The sequence below is a fragment of the Jeotgalibaca sp. PTS2502 genome, from assembly GCF_001975685.1.
GTDB lineage: Bacteria > Bacillota > Bacilli > Lactobacillales > Aerococcaceae > Jeotgalibaca > Jeotgalibaca arthritidis.
Genome location: NZ_CP019433.1, coordinates 1,158,102 through 1,183,174 on the forward strand (window position 1 = coordinate 1,158,102; position 25,073 = coordinate 1,183,174).

Genomic DNA, 25,073 nt, shown 5'->3' on the forward strand with positions numbered 1-25,073 from the left:
AAAGTAGTATAACATAAGATTGAAAGGCTGTGACCATTCTTATTAAAATGATTGCAAGAATTTTCGATTTTCTTTCCAGATTATTTCCCACATTTTCTGTTGCGGAACGGCAAAGGCATAGTCAGGAAAATCAAATCGACTCACCCACTGCATATTTTCTGGCAAGTCCTCTTTCATCTCTTCAACAGCCACATGATGAACCGTAATATCCCACTTACGGTGGCTGAAAACATGGGTGAATGACCCTACTGCCGGCTGAATCTGCTCAGCGGTCATCCTTAATTTTTCATCCAAAAACGTATTTAAAGCATGCATTCCTTCTTCGTTAAGAGGTGCGGGTTCGGCCACCAAAAAGTTAATCTGCTCGATTTTAGGCCAATCGCCCCAGTTTTCCTCGACGAGGGGGAAGGTCCAAAAGTTAGCTAGCAGGCCGCTCTCGGGACGCTTCTCCAAAAGGAAATGGTCGCCGCTTTGAATAACAATGCCCTGCATGGTTTTAGGAACAGGCTTTTTGGCCTTTGATTTAAAGGGATAGAGGTGCATAGTGCCATTTTGGTAGGCTTGGTTGAAATCCTTAATGGGACTTTCTTCCGGACGGGGATTTTTCGGGGCACAAATGTCCGTCCCCAAGTCCATAATGGCTTGGTTAAAATCGCCTGGTCGGTCTGGATCAATGAGGATCCGAACCAAACTTTCAAATATTTTCCGTGTTGCAGGTTTAGCAATATCGTCTCCAATTTCAAACACACGGCTAAATACGCGCATGACATTGCCGTCCACAGCTGGTTCCGGCAAGCCAAAAGCCATACTGGAAATAGCCCCAGCTGTATAAGGTCCGATGCCTTTTAACTTGATAATTTCTTCCGGTTGATTAGGAAAAACGCCATCGTAGTCAGCCATAATTTGTTGGGCTGCTTTTTGGAGGTTACGGACACGGGAATAATAGCCCAGCCCTTCCCATGCTTTCAATAAAACATCCTCTTCGGCTTCAGCTAATTCTTTAATTGACGGAAAGAGCGTCATAAAGCGGTTGTAGTAGGGAATTACCGTAATCACTTGCGTTTGTTGGAGCATAATTTCTGATACCCAAATGCGGTAAGGATCATTGTTCAAACGCCATGGTAAATGGTCGCGCCCTGCTGCGTCATACCAATCAAGCAAGGCTTTTCGAAAAGCTTGAATTTTTTCTTCTGGCCACATGGTGATGCCGTATTTTTCTTTTAATTCATTTATTAAGTCGTTTCTATTAATTGTCATTCTACATCCATTTCCTGTTTCTTTTCTTCTATGTATTGATTAATCAAATCACCGGGAAAGCCTTTTTGATAGAGGTTTCCTTTTACTTTCTGCTCGAGCTCACGGCCCTCAGCCTTGCGACTGTATCGCCGCCAAACTTTATCACCTTGAATGCGCAAGGCGAACAGCTCATCTTCTTCACTTTTTTCACTATCTAATCCTTCGAAGACCTGATTAATAATATCTTTGGGATAGCCTTTTTGTTGGAGATGTAGGCGGACTTTCATCTGGGCATCTTTCGAAGAGGTTCGGCTTTGCTTGTTCATGGCTTTTTCCGCCAGATATTGCGCATTTTCTAGTTGCTGGTTATCAGGATACTCCATTAATGAATGGGCAATCGTCTCATCATCCAACCCTTTTGCTTTCAAATCCTGTGCAATTTGACGCGGGCCCTTGCGGTTGATATTGGCAGCCGTCCGAGTATAACTTTCTCCATAAATCTGGTCATTGATATACATCTGATCACGCAGCCGCTCGAGCGTGGTATGAATATAACGCATCTCAATCTCATTATCCAGCAGCTTCTGCCGGACTTCCTTCTCACTTCTCAAACCATAAGATAAATAATCAACCGCAATCGTGTAAGCCAAATACTGAGAATTTTCCTCCTCGATGGTTTCCTGCCGCTCCTTGGTCAATGTCATCCCCTTATAGAGACCCGTCTTAATCAAAACTGCCTCCGAAATCGGGAACGCATACTCCCCGTCCAAATAAATATTAAACCGATCCTTACGTCGTTTCTGAACCTGAATCATCGTAATCTCCGGTAGCTGCTCAGTCTTCTCTTCCACAAAATCCCCCCTTCCAGTTCTTCTATTATATCAAACAAACGACTTTTAATAAAAGTAAGGCGTTTCCTGCCTCATTTTTGTTCCAGCTTCCTATTGGTATGGTGTTTTGAGGAATGTCAGACTGTTTTTTATCTCTGAACGCCATCGCCATTCAAACGCACCAAAAAACTACCAGCACAACACTGGTAGTTTTATTTTACTTTTTATAGTCGGGCTCAACGTTAGATGGATCGTCTTCTACAACGGTTTCGCCACCAAATGGGTCAGTCGAAATAGGTGTACCATCTTCTTCTACTTCAGGGTGGGAGTCCGAATGATCAAACTGCATATCGGCTAGATTTTGGTTGTCGTCAGCCATGGTTGGATCGCCTTCAACTTCTTCAGCTTCAATTGGTTGCCCAGTCACCTCTTCTTTTAAGTCTGGGGCATCGCCGCCAGCAGAAACTTCGGGTTGTGGATCTGGATGGGGATGGTTTGCTTTCTTACCAGCTTCAATTGAGTGCTGTTCTACATCACCTTTTACATTGTCGTCAGCGTCTGTCCAATCTGGTTTGACATGATTCATTGTGTCCTCCTCCTCTGGTAAGATGCCGTCTCGTACTAAGTATTGTGTGTGCTCTTGACGGACTGGTGGCGCACTGTCGATTAAGAGGACATATTCGCCATTTTCCAACGCATCTTCAAAGCGTTCGTAAGTGTCTTCGTCAATGCCGTAGTTCTCGAACAAATCTTCCTCATCATCACCGTCCAAATCAAGTGTAAAGAACGCTACAATTTTGTCCCATAAACCTTCTTCTTCGTCTGACGTCACGACAACTTCGACCGCAGACTCAGCTACCAATTGACGTGCTTCCTCGTTTCGGCTAATAACAACAAGCTGTTGTGCCGTATACCCCTGATCGAGCATATTCTGAATTGCTACCTGAATATCGTCGTAACTCGCAAATGAACCTTCCACTCTCTTTTCCAAACTTGCCACTCCTTCCCATTCAACTATGTCCATTTTAAGACAGGACCTAGCAAATAACAACTAATAACCATTTAACCATTAAAAGTAAGAAGGAAACTTTTTGGCCAGGAAGTCGTTGATGTCATCAACCAGTGGGTTTTCTTTGAAGGGCTCATCTCGAACAAATTCCCGCCATAAAGACAACATCATCAAAATAACCATCTCCTCCAAAGTGTGCTGCTTGTTAAGACGATTACTGTAATGGATTTGGTGCAATAACGTTGGATTCACTACCTCATCATGTGGCAGCGGAAACATCCCAAATAAATGACACGCCCTATCTAAAAATGAATGCTGGCAGGAAAATAAATAGGATGCCGAATCAATATGACGCCGAAATACATCCATAGCCATATCAATATCGATAGAATGCCGCTTTTTAAATTCAAGACGAATGCGCTTATGCTCTTTCGATAATTTTCTAAAATGAACCAAGTGTCCGAGACTAACCCACGTCACATCTTTTTTACTTGGACCTCTGAGCGGTAAATAACTCGCCTTACCTAAAACATACGGACTGCCGTGGTGAGCTTTACCCTCAATAGCCTGAATAATAAACCGAATTTGATTGTAGCCCACACCAGCTTTACAAAATAATTTTTCCATCACAGTATTAGACGACTCATTTGATTTAATCACAACACCATCTTCATAGAAAACCAACGTCTGATAATCATAATGATCTAAATAATCCGAAACATTAATCACACAAAATATCCCCATATCAATAAAAACTTCATCATAATCTTTCGCATAATTTAAATAATAACGAATACTTTCCTTGTCAGTAATCCGAACCATGGGCGGTAATGGGGACAAGCTTCTCGACTCTACACCTCCCTCAAAAAGATAGCTACTTCCGTTCAAGTAAGCGTATTCATTTGTTTGGTTAAAAAAAGGGATACGTTCTGGAAACGTACGGTACAACGGATGATTCAAGTCCTCTTGCTCTGATTTTTTATAATGAAGGTTTTTAAAATCAAAAAAATAGTCCATAAATGTCCTCCTCTTTTATCGCTCCCTTAACTATACCTCACTTGTGAGAAATAAACCACAATATGTTTAGTTTTTCACAAAAATAACCATATTTATTATGTACCACCTTTTTGGTAATAAATCTCATCTATTTTGGCGTTTTGTCTAACTATACATACTCGGACTATAGTTAGCTCGAACAGTTCTGAGGCCTCAGTAAGTTCATAAATTCACTAAAAGGAATGATTGAGATGAACAAGCTTACTGAAGAAACGATGCAAGCCATACTCCACCAATTCGAAGGCATCATTTATGCCAGCCTTAAAAAACTAACGATCCACAAAGGCAAGCAAGATTATGATGATTTTTACCAATTAGGCTGTTTGAAACTATTCGATGCTTACCATGACTTTGACAAAGACCCCTTTGATGAAACAAACCGTTATCCCTTTGTTTATTATGCCAGCCAACGCCTCCATTGGGCATTCTTAGATGAAATGAGAAAAGAAAATCGCCGAATTGACCGCCAAGAAGCAGATTCCGATGACATAACTGATTTGGCTAGTGAAGATCCCGCCTTTGATGAACTGATCTTTGCCGACCAATTGACACACTTAATGACCCTTCTCTCTCCTAAAGAACGCCTATTTCTAGCAGACCGTTTGCTGGGCCAGCTCTCTATAACAGCTATTGCCAAGAAACACGCTGTCTCACGAAAAACAGTTTATCGGTGGCGCCAGTCGTTGCAGAAAAAGGCTTTATTTTTAAAAGAGGGTAACACTTTTTAAAGTTAATTCGTTGTTATAAGTGTAGGCAGTCATGACACTACACACTAACAACTAGGAGGCATTAACATGATTAAACAATGGGAAGAAGCAAACTTAGAGCTGTATTTTAATGATTTTGAAAACGAAAAAGAAGTGAAGCAGCGTTTTAGTAATTTGAAAGAAAATGTATCTGAACAGCAAATTGGTAATTTTCAAGCAGCGGTCGCAAGTCTAGTGGATTTGCCGGATATGCATGCTGTTGTAACTGAAAAGCACCGCTACTTAAAAGCTTAATCACATTCGAGGAGGAATAAAAAATGACAACGACAACAACATTGGAGTTAAAATTCAAAACTGCTGAAGGCAAAAACCGTAACTTAAGCTTGAAAAACCCTGTAACCGACTTAGCTGCAGAGGACGTGAAGAGCGCGATGCAAACGATTGTAGATACAGACGCGTTTGAAGTAAAAGGCGTCAATCCTTATTCCGGTTTAGATAGTGCCCGTTATATTGAACGCACCGTGACTGATATTTTTGAAGTAGAAGCATAATAATTAATGAGCCGGGACTTGATTCCCGGCTTTTTTTGAAAGGAGAATGACCATGACTTATCCAATTGAAAAACAACTGCTGGCTATTAACCAACAGCCTCTAAGAAAATCGCTCTGTATTATCGCCCATGAATCGGGTAACCCTAATAACGTTGGCGCAAATAGTTTAGCTAATGAAATCGCCTATATGAGACGTCATGCTCATCAAGCATTTGTCTCTCACTGGGTTGGGGGTGGCGGGAAAATTATCCAGCTGGCAAAAGTTGGCCTAGTCCAATGGGGCGCTGGTCCCTATGCCAATCCTTATGCCTATGCACAAGTGGAGTTAGCAAGGACAACTAACTTAGCTACCTTTAATAAAGACTATGCCGCCTACGTTTGGCTGTTACGCCAGCTTGCTATTGAAGCTGGCCTTCCCGTTACCTTAAATACGGGCTATAATTTAGCTGAACCTGGCATCAAGACGCATTCTTGGATTAGCAAACATATCGGTGGCACCACCCATGTCGATCCCGATGGCTACCTCGCTTCTTGGGGCATTTCCATGGCGCAATTCAAGCAGGATATTGAAACACCCACTCTAACCAATCGTTATCTGCTTCACCTCGTCGTCAAAGGCGACACACTTTGGTCGCTCGCACGTAAAAATCAAGTGAGTGTGGCCGATTTGAAAAGGTGGAACAGTTTGAGCTCCGATTTTATTCTCATCGGCCAAATTTTAAAGGTGAAAGCTTTATAAATATGGCATTGAAATAGATTTTCCCTAGCCGAGAGGACGTTCGGACAATTGTTGGCGGCTGAACTTCCCTTCTCCAACTAAACAAACAAAAAGAAGCCCCAAACGGCTTCTTTTTATTTATAAATGATTCTTTTATAATTCATTTCAACAACATTTTTGTCGAGAAATTCTCTAAATAGTTGTTCGGCTTCAGTGACTTCGTAGTCTTCCATCATTTCTAGAAATCGTAGGCAGGAATCGTGGAATAGAGCCGCTTCTTCTTTACTTTTAAAAAGGTATTCTTGAGCTAGGTTGTCGTCTGATAAAAAATAGATAGCGACTGCTAGGCCATCATCTGTCAGTGTCATTCCTAAAAAACTGTTGTTATACATGTGTTCCTCCTAATTTAATCGCGCAGGTGACTGTTGAGTTCCTCGACCAGTTGAAAGACTGTTGTTGAGGGATTGTCCTTGGCTGGTGAATTCGACCGTTTCTCATAGAGTAGTTTGGCGTTTTCAATCGCTAGTGGCTGACGAGGCAGTAATTGCTGGTACATATTGGGTAGGTTCTTCTTATAGTAAGTTTTCATGCGCTTACTAAGCATAGCATTATAGTTAAAGCGGCTGATTGGTTTGGTAATGAGCTCGAAATGCAGCAAATACCACAATTCAAATGCTTCATTACTGTATGCAACCCTAAACCCCTTATCGTGATGAGCTTGACAGAAAAAAACAGCATTATTGAAGCTCACACTAGAAAAAGAATCCTTATCAAAAACCAACCAAACCTCATCAAACTCCTCATCACGCTCATCCAATAGCTGCTCCGCATAATGAACGAGGCTCAAGGTATTGCGACCAGTCCCCCTAATCTCAACCTTGGCAGAGAGAACTTCAAAGCTCCGAAAATAATTGGGCTCAGTCTTCGTCCCTTCGCACACAATCAAAAATGTTTTTCGTGGCAGTCGAGTAGCGACTTCACGTTCGTAGCTCTCCCGTTTTTCACGCCGCCGCTGTTGTTTATGTCGTTTCCCCATTGTCCAACCACCAATCCGTTGGCGGTAAATAAGGCACCGCCCCGTATTTGCCGTTCAAATAATGCCGTTCAAATGAAAAGGAATTTTTCCGCTCCTCTTGGTCAAACTGGTACTCCACCAAGGAAACCAATTCGCTGTTACCCTTACGTTTTTTCTCCACAAACCACACCTGATCGCGCCTGAACAACTCACTATCCAAATTCGAAATATCATGAGTCGAAAAAACCAATTGGGCACAGTGAGGATTAAACTCGCCCCGGAATAGCTCCAATACATAGCGTGTCATCAACGTATGGAAACTTTGATCCATTTCGTCAATCATTAAGAGACTACCTTGCTCCAAAGCTTCAATAATCGGACCCGCTAATGCCAGAAGTTTAACCGTGCCGGCAGACTCCACATCCTTAAAGCGGAAGCCCTCTGGATAAGGCTGAAGACTGCCATCTAGCAAACGTTTCATTTTAATCACAAAGAAATCATCCCGCTTTTTCAAACTCGTTGGATCAGTCGTTTCTCTCACTTCAATGTCGTGAATGGATGGGTCTGCGACTTGAATCAGAGCTAATAAATTATGTTTGTATTTTTTCAAATGCATTTTAGCTAAGGAAATCGAAAAATAAGGATGTTGCACGCCTACAATAATCCGCATTTGGCTAAACCACTTTTCAATTGACGTTATCTTACTAACCTTCATACTAATCAATTCCGCTAAATACAAACGATTCGTTGCCAAATCAATAGCAATAGCCCAACTCCCTTCCACATGACCATCTTGATTACGGTGGAAACAAACCGTCGATCCTTCATACAGGTATTCTTCGATTATGTCGCCCTTGTTGACATAAAAGCCATAGCGATAGAGGCTGTTGTCTATATGAAAACTAACCTCCAGCAAGCTATCCTCTTGTTCACTGCGTTCATCGAGATGGAAGGGTTGGATTTGCATAATCCATTTTTCTTCCTCACCTTTTTTGATAAATAGTCCCTCTTTAATAAGTGCCATCGCACGTAGCAAGTTGCTCTTGCCGCTAGCGTTTGCACCGTAAATACTACTCACTTTATTGAGTTGGAGGTTGTGATGGCTGGCGATCGTTTCTGGATGTTCGGGTATAGTCGTGGCCAACATGGAAAAGGTCGCTTCATCTCGAAAAGAAAGAAAATTCTCAACAACTAGTTCGATTAACATCATGATCCCTCCTTCCCGACTATTATAGCATAAATGAATCCGATTTCACTAAACGAAAAGGTGCTAGGAAAATAGCCTCAAAAAAACCGCAGTGAAATAATCAACATTCTGATTATTTCACTGCGATGTTTATTTATTTAGAGGCTGAATTTTTTCCAGTTCCTTTTCATTTACTCAAATGTGCGATACAGCTTCAAAAATTGAGCTGTATCGCACACTTTTACCTTGAAATGTAAGATACAGATCGCTTCAAACAGTCTGTATCTTGCATTTAGGCTCTTGAATGTAAGATACAGCTGATATTTTTAGTCTGAATCTTACATTTCGAAAAAAATAGAGTGGGGAAAAAAGGAACTTGGCGGTGGGGCTGGTATTATTTCCCCGCCCCTTTCAAACTGGTTACGAAAAAATTTCTTTTTTGCGCTAAATTTGTCCATATTCCTTTTTTTGGCTATGGTTTACGGCGAATTTGGATACTGAACCCATTTGGTCCGACAACCGATTGTTTATCCGATTCATTACTCAAATGATGATAAACCACTTTCGTTGATTCAGAATGGTCAACGACATAGTCTTCTGTTCCTTGATTAAAGTAGCCAACAATTTCGTCATCACCTAAATCACGGCGCACACCAACCACTTGCTCTTCATCCAAGACAACTTCCCATCTCAGCATACCGTAAGATAAAATCGGCTGATAGTCTTTACGCAATTGAATCAAGCCCTTAGTGAATTCATACATATCACGGTCTTGCTTGTCTTCATCCCAAATCATGCAACGACGACATTGCGGATCTGGGCCACCCTTCATGCCAACTTCTGTCCCATAATAAATGCATGGCGACCCGTGCATCAAGAACATAAAGGCTAGGGTTGATTTCACCAAATCAATATTTCCTTCTGCCATGGTTAAAATGCGGGCTGTATCATGAGAATCCAGCATATTAAACATGGTTTCATGGGTTTGTTTACGGTATTGAGCCAACTGTTCATTCATAACATTGGCCATTTTACGAGTCGGAATGATCTTCCCAACAAAGTAGTCGATAATATTTCCAACTAATGAATAGTTCATGACACCGTGGAACTCGTCACCTTCTAACCATGAGCGAGATGAGGTCCAAATTTCCCCTAAAATATAGAAGTCATCTTTCAAGGACAAACACGCTTGGTTAAACTTACGCCAGAATGAGTGGTCAACTTCGTTAGCCACATCCAAACGCCAGCCATCAATATCAAATTCCTTAATCCAGTAAGTTGCGATATTCAATAAATACTCCTGCACTTCTGGATTATGGGTGTTAATTTTCGGCATCATCGGCACATAGGAATAAGTCTCATAAGGTAGGCCTTCTGCATGCTCCATATACATTGGGCCATGAGAACGAATCTCTTCTGCACTTGGCACTGGATATTCCTTAATAAAGAACCAATCTTTGAAACGAGACTCTTCTTGATATTCAGCGACATCACGCCACTGCGTTGATTCAGCCCCAATGTGATTAAAGACCGCATCCAACATCACTCGCATATCACGGCGGTGTGCCTCTTCTACAAACTGACGGAATAAAGCCTTATCCCCAAAATGCGGGTCGATTTCATAATAGTCAGTCGTATCGTACTTATGGTTCGACGGCGCTGTAAAAATAGGCGTCAAATAAATCCCATTAATACCTAAATCTTCTAAATAGTCTAACTTGTCAATAATCCCTTGAATATCCCCACCGTAAAAATCAATGGTCGATAATTCTTCCTTGCTGTCCCATTCTAAAACATTGTCTGGGTCATTTTTCTTATCCCCATTGTTAAAGCGTTCCGGGAAAATCTGATACCAGACGGTTTCCTTCACCCACTCTGGCGCTTTAAAACGGTCAGTTTCATGGAAATAAGGCAAGCGGAAATACGTGCCTGAATTGGTCAGCTGCTCTTTCAAATAAGGGAAAACGCCACGGTCATTGTAAATAACGTCCGTACCATCTTTACCATAAACGTGGAAGGCATAAGCCATCCGCTTGACTGGTTCATCCGTATCAATCAACCAATAGTCATGCAAGTCCGTTGATGACAACAGTTCCATTTCCTTTTCTTCCTGATACCAATCTTTCAAATGTAAGTTAAAGGGATCACCTTGAATAAAGCCAACCTTTGCAACGTCACCCTTTTTCGTGCGAAGTCGAATGTGAACATGCCCTGGTGAGTAAATATAAGCGTACTCGCTCTCTGGACGGTGAAAAAATGCTGCAGTTTCCATTAAAAATCCTCCAATCAATCATTAAACGTACTTGTCGTTTCTTCTCTTATCATCTTAACAAAACACACAATAAGAACAAGCTGATATCTATTGATAGCGGTAACAAAAATAACAACTAAAAAAGCCCTCAGTTAACTGAGAACTTTTTTAGTTGGATGAAGTTTTGGCCATTTAACAGCACCAAGACGCTCTTCAACAAAGGTATACCAGAGTGCTGCAAACCCTAGGGCAAATGCCGGCGATAGCATTAGTGCCCATTGCGGTTCGATAAACTGTCCAACAACAGTAGTAAAGAGGACAATGGCTGTGGTGTGGGTTAAATATAGGCTAAAGGAAATTTTTCCTAAATATAAAAAGATGGGTTGCTTGAATAAGCGGCTTAGCCAAGGTGTTTCCATCACAACTAATAATAAAAGAACAATTCCTAGAGCGGTGACAGGCATGGCATCTCGTCTACCTAAGTCGATTCCCAAACCAGCTGCTACCCATTGGAATGGAATAAGAAATGGTAATAAGATTCCAGATACCATCCTTACCCATGGGCGGCTGGCGACAATCGCTCGCAGTTGTTCAATATGCTTGGACAAGACCGCACCGATAAAGAAAAAGATAAAATAATAATTCGTACGACTTAAGCTTTCGCCCCAATAGCCACCAAGTTGACTAAAGCTATCATTTAGCGTCCAGTTGGCCAATGCGACAACAGCCACCACACGCATGGTAGAGTAGCGAGATAAGGCAGCTGCAATGAAAGGAATAAGGAGGGCAATCCGCCATTCTTGGACGATGCTCCAAAAAGCACCGGCAGTCACATCCATATTCACATCAAAGGCTAAAAATTGCGCAAGGATCTCAAATAAAGACGGCATAATGCTCCACTTAATGTTGAATGAGCCGCTCAATGAGATCGTGCTTTTAAAGCTTGAAAACATAGCGATACAGATTAGGGTGACGATGAGAATCAACCAATAGGGTAGAATCAAGCGTGAAAAACGTTTTTTCACAAAGGCTATAAAATCAATTCGTCGCCCTTCTATATAAGGTTTAGCAATGACGAATCCACCAATCATATAAAAAAGAATCACGGCTTCATTACCTGCCCAAAGCAACTTCAAAGGAGTCAGTGTAAAGGTAGCCCACAGTTTATTTTTAAAGTCTAAGGATGCATTGCTGGCATGCCCCGCTTCAACCATTACAATCAGGTGAAAAACCATCACGATGATGGCCGCCAGCCCTCTCATACCGTCAAAAATCTCAATGCGACGGCTTTTAGTTGTTTTTGTTTGCATAAAAAAGTCCAGCCTCTCGTTCATGTTTATAACACATGGTAACGGGAAAGCTGGTTTAAAAGCAACTAAAAGCCTTTGTGTCACGGAAAATACATGGTGGTGACATCTGGGTGACATATTACTTTTTTAGCGTTTCATCTGTTTCTTTTAAAATATAAATCGGTCGCTTCTTCGTTTCTAGGAAGGTTTGCCCTAAATACTTCCCAAGAATTCCCAGACACAAGAGCTGCAAACCGCCCATGCCCAGAATCATGACTATTAAGGATGTCCACCCACTCGTCGCGTTACCAAACAACAACGTTCGAATAGTGAAAAAGAGCGCCAATAGAACTGCCACTACAAAGGCAATAAAGCCGATGAAAGACGCAATCGCCAGTGGAACCGCACTAAAAGCGATAATCCCATCAAAGGAATACTTCATCAATCCCCAAAAAGACCATGATGTTTTCCCAGCTGGACGTTCGATATTCGAATACTCCATATACTTGGTCTCAAAACCAACCCATGTAAAAATCCCCTTAGAAAAGCGATTATACTCCGTCAATTCCAGCACCGCATCCACCATCTGACGTGTCATCAAGCGATAGTCCCTCGCCCCATCGACAATATGATTATCCGAAATCCGATTAATTAATTTATAAAATCCCTTAGCAAAAAAGGAACGAATAACCGGCTCTCCCTGACGGTCCACACGTTTGGTACCCACACAATCATAATCGCTATTTTTCAAAGTCCGATACATGGTCGGCAGTAAATTTGGCGGGTCTTGAAGATCCACATCCATCACAGCCACAAAGTCCCCCTTTGCGTGCTTCAAACCAGCATACATCGCCGCCTCTTTCCCAAAATTACGAGAAAATGATAAATAATGCACACGACCATCTTTTTCTGCTAATTTTCTCACTTCGCCTAATGTTTCATCAGACGAACCATCATTCACAAAAATCAGTTCAAAATCTACAATCTGAGTGCCTTCCATTATTTCAAGCATCTCCTTATAGAAAAGTGGCACCATTTCTTCTTCATTGAAGCAAGGGATGATGATTGATATTAGGTCTTTTTGCACAAAATCAGCTCCATACGTTCAATCAATTTCTTTTTGTTAATCTTAACATAGATAATAGCAAAAGAACCTTCGAAAATTGAATCGAAGATTCTTTTGCTATATTAGTAAATGTCCATTTCCTGTTTTTCAAACTGCTCATGGGCAGTACCAATTATCTAGATAGCTAAATACGTAAAAAGTCTTACGCTTCCCACTTAACACCCTACTTATTCGATCCATAATTTTCTCGAAATAAAATTCCATCCCATAACCACAAGGGTCGCAAGAACCTTAGCGAGAATATAAAAAATATGCAACATGTCAACAAAAGACCACATTAATAATTGATTCAAAAACAACCCAAATACTGACAAAGCAACAAAAATCAGAAGCTCCTTGTTTTTTTCATCCGGTCCAAATCGACTCTTGAACACATAACGCATGCTGGCCAGATAATTAAAAATAGTCGATATGATAAAACCTACAGCAGCGGATGTCAAATAATGAACACTAAAAACTTCTGTTAATACTGTCAAAATACCAAAGTCAATGATAGTGGCAATGACACCTACAATACCAAACTTCAATACTTGTGCAAATAGTAATTTCACTCTAAATCATCATTCCGTTCTTTTAAGATGTAATGATTCGTTTTTGTTTTGCAAAAAACATCATTTCAATATCCATACATTCACGATATTTTTTTCCACCTTTAATTTAAAATTCCATCATTCAATTTAATTAGGTTATTTGTTAGGTGGAAACCTACTTCCCTTTTAATCGACTCTATCGAAAAAACTAAACTCTTCGAAATATTGCTGTCCTTCAAAAACATCATGGATAAGCATATCGTACTCCCCTAATATTTGCTCTGTTATCTTATCAAAGTTATGTACTCTGTCTATGCCAATATTTCCTATACCATTAAAAATATGAAATTCTTTTTCAAAAGCGGGCAAATAATTTCTTAACTCCCCTAGAAGTGCATAATATCCGGTTAATTTTGAATTCGTCATATCCAATATTTCATTCATATAATAAATTGGACTTATTATCTCTAAATCATTTTTAGGGGTTTCAAAATTTGTATGAATAAAAACAGGCGTTAAATATTTTTTAATTGGTTGGTTGATACTGGTAATACCATACCCTATTGCAGAAGGAAGATGATCTCCCCAAAAAACTGTTAATACTTTTTCATCCAAAGCATCTATTTCTTCTATATAATTTTTTAGCGCATCATCTGAATAAGAAAGACTAGATAAATAATTCAATATATCCATTTTTTCAACCGGACCTTCCACTTCAAAGCCCTGTAAGTTACCAAAGTACCCTACATAGTATGGACCATGTCCTTGCATAGTAACTAAATGAATGAAATCTTTTTCTTCAGATTCTTTCAATGTCTTGTATACTTGTTGATAGGAAGAATCATCAGATATATACAGACTGCTCTCTAATTTTTTTGTATAAATCATATCCTCTTCGAAAATCATTTCATCAAATCCAAAGCTCTCATAAACTTCAGGTCTTTTATACATACTTGATTGAAATGGATGTATAGCAGTTTTTCTCCGTTGATTCGTTTCTACATTATTAAAATAGGTTAGTAAAGTTGGCACATGTTTCATTTTTGAAGTTAGTTGTGTATAGGCACTTGAGATATTAGGTAACATAGGTTCCATTGATATTCCTGATAATGCTTCAAATTCTATATTGGCTGTGCCACCTCCGTAACCTTGCGATAGCATTTGACCAGAGGATGTTTCTTTAATAATTTCTCGATAATTGGGTAATGGGTCTGGCGTAATTGTCCACCCTTCAAATTGGAAGGGATCAGCAAAACTTTCGTTCATCACATATACAATATTAATATCCTGGAGTGATCCTGTCCGGTTTTTATTTTCTTCCTTAGCTATCTCCTCATACTTCATAACAATCTCTTTTACTCTTTCCTTGGAATAATCTATTGGTTTTTCAATAACTTCACTACTCAAATTATATAGTAAACCAGCAATCACACCATTTTGATTGTAATTCTTTATTTGGTTAAAAGGAATCCACTGTACCTCTCCATAAACTTCAAAAATATTTTTTACGATATTATTACTCTTTCCAAAGGTAGCAACCGGATACAGGAGTCCTATTGAAAAGAAAAAGACAGTCATTCTCAATGCAAAAATTTTCAGGCTTACTTCTCTTTTTGAATAAACCTTTTTTGACAAAACAAACAGAAAAACTATGATTGAAAATAAGCCAACTAACAGGAGAATCCGATCTTTATTTTCAATTGAAAATAATAAAAACTTAATATCCTTTAGCATTAAAACATAGGAGGGGTACAATGGTTCAAGCCGATATAGCATTTTTTGATAGTTTCCAAACCCGATAATAGAACTTAACAATCCTGTAATTATTGATCCCATGTATACATTCCCTACTAGGATGGTTATAGGAAGCTGAACTAGAAAAATTATGATAACAGATAAAATGGATAAACTAGTATGCTCATTCAAAAATACTAATACAGATTCTATATTTAAACCGTAGTGAAAGAACTGTATTATAAAAAACGAAAAAATACTTGTTAACCCAAATACTAAGCATTTTAGAATAAAACTCACTATGTTTTTGGCGGAAATTTTTTTCTAATCTATTAATATTCACTTAAAATTATCCCTCAATATCTTCATTTTGATTATTCCTATTAGCAATATAACAAACACTTCTCATTTTACAGTTAAGATTTTTCTTTGTCAATTAGTCTAGATTAATTGTCAAAGACCAAAGTATCCAATATTTTTCTGGATCAAAAAAGATTGCAGGAAGAATACTCTTTTATATTCCTTCTATGAAACTGTTAATGAAGTTGTGGAATCATAGATAGTAGTAGATTCCCTAAGAAGAAAATTTATACTCTCCTAGACCAAAAAACCAAAGCAAGAATTCTGCTTTGGTTTTAGATATATTCTTATCTGGCTTTGAAATATGCATCAATACCTCTTACTACTGCCTGAGCTAGTACTTCCTGGTAGGAATTAGTAGTTAACTTATTAAGTTCAGCTTTATTACTCATAAAGCCTAGTTCCAATAGAACAGCAGGAATTGATGTTTCTCTTAACACAGCAAAAGTGTCTCTTCTTACACCTCTGTCGAAAGCGCCAGTATAATTAATTAATGAGTTGTGAATCTCTTTTGCTAAGGCAGCACTTTCTAAAATCCGTGTAGGATTATTATGCATACTTCCATTAATTTGAGGTGGATAGTCAGGATCATATTCATAGTAGAAAGTTTCGATACCATTTACTCCTGAATTTCCTGGCATAGCATTGTGGTGTATACTAACAAAAATATCTGCTCCAGAATTATTTGCCATTTGTGAACGTTCTGTCTTATGATCGATAAAAACATCAGTAGTTCGCGGCATAATAACAGTATAACCTTGGGCTTCCAATTGTTTTTTCAACTTATTTGCTACTTGTAAATTAATATCCTTTTCCGCTACGCCATAGTAAGAAGCTCCGCTATCTGAACCGCCATGTCCTACATCAAGGAAAACAACTCGACTGGTAATGAGATCATTTTTATTAATCCATCCTATCAAAGTCCCATCATCAGTTCGAACCAATCTAGCAAAAACACCACTTTCAGTTATCGCTTCTTCTGTCACTCTGACTTCTTTGTTATTAAACAAATAAGAGGTATACAAGATAGCTCCATATGTTCCTTTAGGCGAAGTATAAATTCCTTTATTGGAGCTTGAAACTTTTGCTTTATAGTTAACACTAACTGTCTTGTTAATTGCGTCATAAAATGAGATATCAGACTTTTTGATCCAGCCTAAGAAACTATTATTTATAACATCTCTTAGTTTCACATATGTACCTTGATTTGTTTTGGCTTCTTCGATTACTTGTACATCTTTATTATTCATTAAATAAGAAGTATAAAGAACTGAACCTGGTGTACCTTTAGGTTTTGTGTAAATACCTTCATTATTGTACTTTACTCTTCCATAATCATTTAGTGGAGTAACAGAATGTATATTATTATCGATAGAAATATATTCTTTTCTAATCCATCCTAATGTTTGTTCGCTATTACTATTATTAATTTTAAGAAAAGTTCCATTTAGCGTATTAGCTTCCTCTACTATTCGTACATCCTTATTATTATAAAGATAACTAGTATAAAGAATTGAACCAATATCTCCCTTGGGTTTTGTATATATTCCATCATTTCCTGGCAATACTTTTCCGTAGTAGTTAACAGTCTTTCTACTCTTTATAAAATCAGTAGCAGTTAAGTCACTTTTTTTAATCCAACCAATAGTACTACCATCTTCGATTTTTTCAATTTTAACGAATACACCATTCAAAGTGGTTGCCTCTTCGGTAACTCGAACAGTCTTATTGTTATATAAATAAGATGTATAAAGGATAGAGTCAAAAGAACCTTTGGGCTCTGTATAAATTCCATCATTAGATTTTTTTACAACTCCAAAAAACTCATTGGAGAATTTTTCCTGATAAAAATCGTCTGCAGTAATGTCGGAAGCATTAATCCATCCTACTGCCACTTTGTCGTTTAGTGGAGTAATTTTGAAGAAGGTTCCATTTTGAGTAATCGCCTCTTCTGTAATCTTTACAGGTTTTTCGTTTAGAAGATAAGACGTATACAGAATAGATTGATAATTTCCTTTAGGTTGAGTATAAATACCTTCGTTATTTGATTTGACAATACCATACATCCGAACTTCTTGAGAACTTTGAACAAATGAATAAACAGAAAGATCATTTAGATTTATCCAACCCAATTCCCTATTATTTTCGAGAGAGACTAGTTTTGCAAACTGTCCGTGTTCTGTTTCTGTTTCTTCGACTACTTTAACATCTTGCTCATTATATAAATATGAAGTATATAAGATAGAGCCGTATATCCCCTTTGGAAGTGTATAAATACCCTCGTTATTCGTTTTAACTTTTGCATAGTAATTTACTGTCTGGTTATTAAAGCTAGATGAGTAAGAATCTATATATTGGCTATTAATCCAACCTAATATGGTTTCGCTCTCCATATCAGCAAGTTGGGCAAAAGTACCACTCTGAGTTACTGCTTCCGATATTACTTTGACATCCCTATTGTTGTATAGATAACTTGTATACAAGATTGAGTTCTGTGTTCCTTTGGGCTCTGTGTAGATTCCATCATTTGAAGGCTGTATACGAGCAAGATAATCAACATCTTTTATACTTTGGATTGTATCAAATTTATTTATTTGTGTAATAGACATTTCAGGGCTTTCTTCGATAATTTGTTGTTGTTCTTCTTCAGTTTCTTCTAAGCTTACTTCACTCTCGTCAGTTTTGCTTTCTTCCACTGAATTTTCTTTTATCGGTGCTTCTATCGATTCTTCGATAGAAGGTTGTTCATCTACAATGTCCTGCTGAGTTTCATCTATATTTTCTTCAGCGTCAGTAATTAGGGGGACCTCAGTACCTAAATCAGATCCAGTTTCAGCGGTGGCCAAAATATCATTATGGGAAGCAAGTGTCATACATGTTAACCCAGCTAGAAAGAAGCTGAGTTTTTTTATTCTCTGCAAAATAACCCCTCCAAATTATTAAAATTAATTATACCTTATTTATTGTAACTGAATGATCCAAAATAAGGAATGAACATTTTATAAAATCCACCTACATTTTTCTTTTTTAAAAATAGCGAACGATTAATTAGATAAAAAACTGGATTAATTATCAATAAGTTAAGTCAGTTTTTTTAATCCAACCGATTTCAGAACCATTTTCATATTTTACAATTTTTGCATATATACCGGATTGTGTTTCAGCTTCTTCAATCACTCTTACTTGCTTCCAATTATAAAGATAGCTGGTATATAATTTCGCACCATAGGAGCCTTTTGGTAAAGTGTAAATCCCTTGATTGGAAGATTTAACCTCACCAACATAGTTTACCTTTCTGCTTGAAGAAATAGTAGTATAAGCTGCTAGGTCTCTTTTATTGATCCATCCAATAAATCCTTGTGTATCTACACGGACTAATTTTGAATAAGTTTCATTACCAATGGCTATCTCTTCAGTAACACGGACATCTTTCCAATCATATAAGTAGCTTGTATAAAGTAGTGTTCCTGAAACAATTTTTGGTGATGTATAAATACCGGCATTTTTAGATCTAACTTGTGCATAATAATTGGTAGAACCAGAATTAAAGAGTTTTAGATCTTTTTTATTAATCCAACCTACTGTTTTTCCATTATCTGTCACTAACTTAGAATACGTTCCATTAGTCGTTGTCGCTTCCTCAGCTATTTTTACGTTTTTCCCATTATACAGATAGGAGGTGTAAAGGATAGCTCCATAAGTACCTTGAGGGGAAGTATAGATTCCACTATTAGAAGGTTGAACCTGAGCGTAATACTCTACTGATTTTTTCGATTGAATAACGGAATAAAGATCTAAATCATTCTTATTAATCCAACCTAAAACTTTCTTACTTTTTATGTCTACTATTTTGGCAAAAGTTCCACCTTCCGTTGTGGCTTCTTCTACTACATTAATATCTTTATTATTATACAAATAGGAGGTGTAGAGAATAGCTCCGTAAGTATTTTTAGGTACTGTGTAGATTCCCGTGTTATTAGATTTTACTCGAGCATTATATTCGACTTTATAGGTTTTTAAAACTTTATCTAAATCATAATCATAAAGCTTATAAGTATTGATAATATTTAGTATTTTTGATCCATACTTTGTATCAGTAGCGTAAGGACTCTCATTTAAAGCTTTTACTGCATCTAGATAAGTAGATGAATTTTTGACCCAAACTTGATCATAGTACCCTCTATAGCGAATTAAATCCGCATTTCCTTTTAACGCATCAAAATAGGACGGGAATTTTTTGAAATTAGCTAATACATAATATGATTCGCCATTTTTTGTTTCTTCTCTTGTCCACATCTTTACATAATTCCCATTATGCTCGCCCTTTATGCCAGTTAAATTGTAAAATGGCGGAGAAGCCAGTGCACTTTTTCCGTAACCACTTTCTAAGGCAGCTTGAGCTAACATTATAGAAACATATAGAGGTTCCTCACCGGGAAGATTTGCTAGTTCTTTCGCGTAAGGATATAGGTATGAAAAAAATTCTTGAGGCGTTTGGAATTCTCCATTTCCATTTCCTGTGTATAGATGTTTTTTTTCTTCTGTGCTTAACCTACTTTCCACAGCTTCTCTTGTCACAGCTAATTGACTTCCCACCGTAATAAGGTTTATATTTGTCACTTGAGGATTATACACTTGAAGTTGTAAGTTAGAAAGTCCAAACTGCTTTGCTATGGAATTAAAGGTATCCTTCGAACGCACGGTGTAAAAACCATTTACGATAACTGAAGCTGCATTAAGTGCTGTTCTTGTTTTTGTAATTTCAACATCTTTGGGTTCTTCTTGTTGGTCAGTATTATTATTTTCTTCAAAAACTGATTCCTCAACCTGTTCTTGTGGACTAGTAAGTTTTTCTTTATCATCTACATTTTCACTTTTTCCCGGTAATTCCAAAGAATCTTTTTCGCCCTCTGCTTTTTCAGATTCCTCTAATGGGTCATTAGTTTCATCGACTATATCCGATGCTTCATCATTTTCTTCTTTAGTTTCATCGACTATGTCCGATGCTTCATCATTTTCTTCTGAAGACAATAATATTACCTCTACAGATTCAATTTCTACTTTTCCATTTACATAATCAATATGTACTGTTATTGTATATCGATTACCTAGATGAGTATTCATTACTTCGAAGTTAAATGCAGACATACTTTCATCAACTTGAATGCAATAAGTATGTTTTAATTTATCATCCTTTTCGAATACTTCGTATTCCACATCATTGTTAATGATTATTTGATATTCTTGAAGGTTGGGAATAATAACTTCGATTGAATCACCATTTTTTTGATAGAATTCAATGTTTTTTAAAAATTCTTCATCTGATTTATTCAAATTAACAAGAGATGGCTCTTCCATTTCAAGAAAAATACTTTCCGAGCCTTCTTCCTCAACTTCTTCTATATAACTATAATTGTCTGCAATAGCATGTACTTGGGAGACATCTAAGATAGAAGTGAATAACACACTACTTGATAATCCTATTATAATTGCTTTTTTTTTCAATATACCTACCCTCCAAAAAGTTAACAAAAAAATTCAAAACTGTTCCAAATATTACTATACAGTGTTTCCTAATAAAGATGTAGGATAACTTTACTTTTTTATAGATTAAAAATCATAGTCGTCAAAAAGCTGTCATTTTTCAATAGACAGCTTTTTAACGACTATTTATTTAAGCCTAATTCACAATATTTTGGGAGGTCTGTACAACCTTCACATTTTTATTCAATCTCTTAATAAACTCTCTTTGATCGTTATACCACGATTTATTAGTTTCACCTTCGATGATCAAAACAACAACTTCTGAAATATTTTCTTCTGGATCCACTTCTAACACGTTACAAACTTCAATAAAAGTAGCAGAATCAATGGCATGCTCATTTAATTCTTCAAGTAATTTATTAGGAAGTTTCTTTTCAGAAACAAGTAATTTATTTCCTATGTTAGGTTCAACTACTGCAAATAGAAAATCATTTAGTATTTTTCTTTCGATGATTAGTAAATCTTCTTTTCCTACATAATAATTAAATGCATAATTTATTTTCTTAGTATAAATGTGGTAGAACGCAGCAAATACGATTCCTATAACCACACCAACAAATAGAGCTAACAAAATTTCTATTAAAATGAACATCAAGGAATTATCAATTTTTGTAGGAGATACTGTCTCAGCTTCTAAAATTTCTGCAGGAGTATATTCATGTAAATGTGGTTCTTCTATAATTGTAACTTTTTTATCTGAAAGTAATTCAATTTGGTCACTCTCGATAATACCAAAGAAGTATTCTGCAGTCTGCAACCGTTGCTCTTCCGTTCCAATTTTCGCTTGGAATACCAGCGTATCTGTCATAGGATCTCTTCCAAGACCCAATGCTCCCCGATTAGTAAGAGTTGGGAAAAACTCGTTAAGGATTTGTTCTTCTAATATAGGCTGAATTTCCAAACCAGTTTTTTGTTCAATCTCTTTAATGTTAGATTCCGTTAATAAAATATTTTCCAATAAATTATTGTTAATAAACACTGTGTCATAGGGACTTTCTACATATATTCTAAATTGTGCGTATCGTATAGAAGTATCGTTAATTTCTTCTGCAACACTATCAGGAAGATGTTCATCTTCACTAGTTTCCATTGAAAATTTAAGAAATACTCCAAATAGAACACTTCCTATGATTGAAACTAAAAAGATTAATTTTATATTTTCCTTTAGAAATCTTTTTACTTCTCGATAATATATTCTGGTAGTCATCTTACACCTCTTTATCTTTTATTCATTCTTTAACTTCTCAAATAATTTATTGTTGAAAAAATACTTTTGGTTGATGGTGTTCTCCTTGTTCACGTTTAGCTCCTCACAATCTTTTTTTACAACAAAGTATATATATACTAAGGTAAATGCAGTCCATATTACTGAAAGCTTTGTAAAAAAGAATACTTCAATAAGAGCATGAATGATTACGGATAAATATCCGATTAGTAAAGCAATCGATTTTTTTGACAATAATTTTACTTTGGGATGAATTAAAATTAATAAAGGAGCTGTCAAGAACACAATATAAACTACCCCATAAAATAATCCTAAATTCCTTAAGGAACTAAAAATATAATTATGCGGGTCATCTTTCCATACTACCCCAATTCCCAAAGGATTTTGAATAGACTCAGTAAATGCATCTTGCCAGAGAACTTGTCGTGAGCCTACTGTACTTGCTCCTAGCCCTGCACTCAACCCCTCGAGGAGTGTCCTGCCAGGAGGAGTAAAAATCATAAAAACGATAAACAAAGTAAATAAAAAAGCGAAACTTCCGACTAGAGCTTTCTTATTAAAATTCACGTTGATCAGCCCTACAATGAAGTAAATCAACAATGCAAGCACTAAAGAAACAATTGCTCCACGCGAAATTGTAGCAATCAGAGCCACTAAATCAACAATGAAAAAGAATAACCAGTGCTTATCTTTCGAGATAAATTCATAAAGTAAATCAAACGTAATAAAAATTGAAATAAAATTAGATTTTCCAATTAAAGTGGATGCATAATCTTTCAAGTCATAAAATCCAGTAGCACCACTTGCCAGCCCGACAGAGAAATTAAGAAATAATTGGGCGATCAAACTAATCACAAATACTCTAGAAGCAAGAATATATAAATCGTGATTATCTTTAAAATAATAGCTCCCGATAAGTATGCTCAAAAACCCATAAAAGAAAATCAAAGTTCCTGGAATAGAAGTTAATCCATAAGGAGACCACGAATAAGTAAAAATAGAATGGGCAAACAACAGAACATAAATCGCTAATGCTAAAGTTACATAGAAATCATACTGTATTTTCTTGTTGCCTTGAAAATAACTTACTAACAAAACAACAATAGTGCTTATTATCATAATTTCTGAATACTCAATATTGTAACTTAGTTGTTCTATAGGTAATTGTAGAGCCACGCCAGTACTTAAGGCTATAAAAATCAAAATAATGGCTATCAAAACTTCATCTCACCTTCTTCTTTTTGTTGTCAAACCACATTATCATTTTAATGATTTAATTGATTCTAATGATTTTTTTATTGAGTCTTTCTTTAAAAGAACATAAATAATATAAGCAACTGAGTACAATAGTACTCCCTGAATACCACCGATATTCCAATTAGTAAACATGAACAATACTGATAATAGTACTTCAAGAACTATGTCCTTAAATACATTGATTCTAAGAATTTTTCCAATATAGGCCTCCGCAATAATAGCACGAAAAGCTAGCAAAAACACAATCAATAGTATTGTAAGAGTGAGACTATTCCATATTTGTATTGTTAAATAGGAAAGTAAAAAACTTAAGAGTACCGTCATAACATTGTTATACAGCATAATTTTTTCTTTTCTTAGAGCTTTTAAATACGTGTTGATTAGTAAAGATGTCTTACTTTCAAATACTACCAACGGAAATAATAGCGCCATATACCTCAGAGATTCAGCATATTGAGGCAGCCACAATGAAAGTATAATCTGCATTGGATAATAGAATACCAGTATACCCAACAAAGGTAGCATGAGCAAATTCCTTATCGCGATATAAAGTGGTTTTAGCTTGTCCTCAGAAATTCTCTTCAACATAGGAAATATCACAATTCCTAATGAATTAATAAAAACCATTAGCAGATTTGATATTGTAAGCGTCAAAGAAATCTTTCCGAACACCTCTAATCCCCAGTTCCGTTCAATTGAAAATCGAATAATCCCAATTATCAAGGTGCTTGCTATATTCGCAATCATTAGCTTAATACCAGCATTCATATTACTAAATGCATCTTTTATACTAATCGAAAAAGATTCAAGTTTAGAAAAAACGATGTCCTTTGTTAAATATACGGTTCCTAATAGAGAAAAAAGTTTTCCTAATAAATCAGCGAAGATTACACTTTGTAAGGTACGAATCCCCAAAAAGAAAAAGATTAATAGCAAAGAAACAAAAGCTAATTTCTCCAGAATATTCATTTTGGCAAAATCTGAGATTCGATTCGTTCCCTGCAGGATATAAAAAAGTGTCGTTCTAGGGACTACAAATAGACCAGCTATAAAAACATATATCAGTATCTGTAAATTGAATTGAATCGAAAAAAAAGCTGCGATTAATGTGTAAATCCCCATTGAAAGAAAAAGATACATGATTACTAAATACCAAAACTGTGATGAAAACAAACGCTTATCTAACTCTTCATACCGTTTTCCTGCATATCGGAGGTAAATTCCATCACTCCATCCTAGATGGAAAATCCCTATATAAGAATAGTAGAGTAAGTAAAGTTGCCAATAGCTATATACTTCTACATTATAATATCTTGGTAGTACTAAAGTGACGATTGCAGAGACTACCATTTGGAAGATATTGGCGATAAAAGTATAAGAAAAATTGGCGAAGAATTTGAAGAAAGCAGAATTTTTATTCATAACATCCCTCATACTTAGCTATCATTG

Annotated in this window: 21 protein-coding genes; 4 read left to right on the forward strand and 17 right to left on the reverse strand. The window is 36.9% G+C overall.

The window, feature by feature from the left end:
- Positions 1-42: 42 nt before the first annotated feature.
- The 4 genes from mutY to BW721_RS05675 all read right to left on the reverse strand — a co-directional run bounded on the left by mutY (position 43) and on the right by BW721_RS05675 (position 4,092).
- On the reverse strand, positions 43-1,257 hold the full coding sequence (gene mutY, locus BW721_RS05660; protein WP_232222892.1) for an A/G-specific adenine glycosylase: 1,215 nt from the start codon (positions 1,255-1,257) through the stop codon (positions 43-45).
- Positions 1,254-2,087, reverse strand: coding sequence for a recombination regulator RecX (recX, locus tag BW721_RS05665; RefSeq protein ID WP_083686792.1), 834 nt, complete (start codon positions 2,085-2,087; stop codon positions 1,254-1,256). The genes mutY and recX overlap by 4 nt, the downstream gene beginning before the upstream one ends.
- A 196-nt stretch (positions 2,088-2,283) precedes the next feature.
- Positions 2,284-3,057 (reverse strand): general stress protein, encoded by a 774-nt coding sequence (locus BW721_RS05670; protein ID WP_076766941.1) that lies wholly within the window; start codon positions 3,055-3,057, stop codon positions 2,284-2,286.
- Positions 3,058-3,135: 78 nt separating this feature from the next.
- A complete protein-coding gene (locus tag BW721_RS05675) occupies positions 3,136-4,092 on the reverse strand; it encodes a competence protein ComK (protein ID WP_076766943.1) in 957 nt (318 codons plus the stop codon).
- Between the two features lie 230 nt (positions 4,093-4,322).
- On the opposite strand from BW721_RS05675, the gene BW721_RS05680 reads away from it, so the two are divergent.
- The 4 genes from BW721_RS05680 to BW721_RS05695 all read left to right on the forward strand — a co-directional run bounded on the left by BW721_RS05680 (position 4,323) and on the right by BW721_RS05695 (position 6,128).
- Complete coding sequence (locus BW721_RS05680; RefSeq protein WP_076766945.1) at positions 4,323-4,859, forward strand: sigma-70 family RNA polymerase sigma factor; 537 nt, start codon at positions 4,323-4,325, stop codon at positions 4,857-4,859.
- 66 nt (positions 4,860-4,925) lie between these two features.
- Complete coding sequence (locus BW721_RS05685; RefSeq protein WP_076766947.1) at positions 4,926-5,132, forward strand: DUF1659 domain-containing protein; 207 nt, start codon at positions 4,926-4,928, stop codon at positions 5,130-5,132.
- Positions 5,133-5,155: 23 nt separating this feature from the next.
- Positions 5,156-5,389 carry a DUF2922 domain-containing protein gene (locus BW721_RS05690; RefSeq protein WP_076766949.1) on the forward strand — a complete coding sequence of 78 codons (234 nt, stop codon included), beginning with the start codon at positions 5,156-5,158 and terminating at the stop codon, positions 5,387-5,389.
- Positions 5,390-5,441: 52 nt separating this feature from the next.
- Entirely contained in the window at positions 5,442-6,128 is a 687-nt protein-coding gene (locus BW721_RS05695; protein WP_076766950.1) for a LysM peptidoglycan-binding domain-containing protein, read from the forward strand.
- A 113-nt stretch (positions 6,129-6,241) separates the two neighbouring features.
- Here BW721_RS05695 and BW721_RS05700 read toward each other — a convergent pair whose 3' ends face one another.
- From BW721_RS05700 to BW721_RS05760, 13 genes are all read right to left on the reverse strand, one after another.
- The gene (locus BW721_RS05700; RefSeq protein ID WP_076766952.1) at positions 6,242-6,499 is read right to left on the reverse strand and encodes a hypothetical protein; all 258 of its coding nucleotides are present in this window, start codon (positions 6,497-6,499) and stop codon (positions 6,242-6,244) included.
- Between the two features lie 14 nt (positions 6,500-6,513).
- Positions 6,514-7,143, reverse strand: coding sequence for an RloB family protein (locus BW721_RS05705; RefSeq protein ID WP_076766954.1), 630 nt, complete (start codon positions 7,141-7,143; stop codon positions 6,514-6,516).
- Positions 7,127-8,329 (reverse strand): AAA family ATPase, encoded by a 1,203-nt coding sequence (locus tag BW721_RS05710; protein ID WP_076766955.1) that lies wholly within the window; start codon positions 8,327-8,329, stop codon positions 7,127-7,129. Before BW721_RS05710 ends, BW721_RS05705 begins: the two co-directional genes overlap by 17 nt.
- Before the next feature lie 451 nt (positions 8,330-8,780).
- A complete protein-coding gene (locus BW721_RS05715) occupies positions 8,781-10,580 on the reverse strand; it encodes a glycoside hydrolase family 13 protein (protein WP_076766957.1) in 1,800 nt (599 codons plus the stop codon).
- Between the two features lie 131 nt (positions 10,581-10,711).
- A complete protein-coding gene (locus BW721_RS05720) occupies positions 10,712-11,869 on the reverse strand; it encodes an acyltransferase family protein (RefSeq protein ID WP_076766961.1) in 1,158 nt (385 codons plus the stop codon).
- 118 nt (positions 11,870-11,987) lie between these two features.
- Positions 11,988-12,884: a glycosyltransferase family 2 protein gene (locus tag BW721_RS05725; protein WP_232222969.1), complete on the reverse strand. Its 897-nt coding sequence runs from the start codon at positions 12,882-12,884 to the stop codon at positions 11,988-11,990.
- Between the two features lie 257 nt (positions 12,885-13,141).
- Positions 13,142-13,525, reverse strand: coding sequence for a GtrA family protein (locus BW721_RS05730; protein ID WP_076766965.1), 384 nt, complete (start codon positions 13,523-13,525; stop codon positions 13,142-13,144).
- Between the two features lie 165 nt (positions 13,526-13,690).
- The gene (locus BW721_RS05735) at positions 13,691-15,340 is read right to left on the reverse strand and encodes an LTA synthase family protein (protein ID WP_076766967.1); all 1,650 of its coding nucleotides are present in this window, start codon (positions 15,338-15,340) and stop codon (positions 13,691-13,693) included.
- Positions 15,341-15,885: 545 nt separating this feature from the next.
- Positions 15,886-18,519 carry a GW dipeptide domain-containing protein gene (locus BW721_RS05740; RefSeq protein ID WP_076766969.1) on the reverse strand — a complete coding sequence of 878 codons (2,634 nt, stop codon included), beginning with the start codon at positions 18,517-18,519 and terminating at the stop codon, positions 15,886-15,888.
- A gap of 151 nt (positions 18,520-18,670) precedes the next feature.
- The gene (locus BW721_RS05745; protein WP_076766971.1) at positions 18,671-21,103 is read right to left on the reverse strand and encodes a GW dipeptide domain-containing protein; all 2,433 of its coding nucleotides are present in this window, start codon (positions 21,101-21,103) and stop codon (positions 18,671-18,673) included.
- Positions 21,104-21,278: 175 nt separating this feature from the next.
- On the reverse strand, positions 21,279-22,349 hold the full coding sequence (locus tag BW721_RS05750) for a hypothetical protein (RefSeq protein WP_076766975.1): 1,071 nt from the start codon (positions 22,347-22,349) through the stop codon (positions 21,279-21,281).
- 18 nt (positions 22,350-22,367) lie between these two features.
- Positions 22,368-23,585 (reverse strand): O-antigen ligase family protein, encoded by a 1,218-nt coding sequence (locus BW721_RS05755; RefSeq protein WP_076766976.1) that lies wholly within the window; start codon positions 23,583-23,585, stop codon positions 22,368-22,370.
- Between the two features lie 42 nt (positions 23,586-23,627).
- The gene (locus tag BW721_RS05760; RefSeq protein WP_076766977.1) at positions 23,628-25,046 is read right to left on the reverse strand and encodes a hypothetical protein; all 1,419 of its coding nucleotides are present in this window, start codon (positions 25,044-25,046) and stop codon (positions 23,628-23,630) included.
- Positions 25,047-25,073 lie beyond the last annotated feature (27 nt).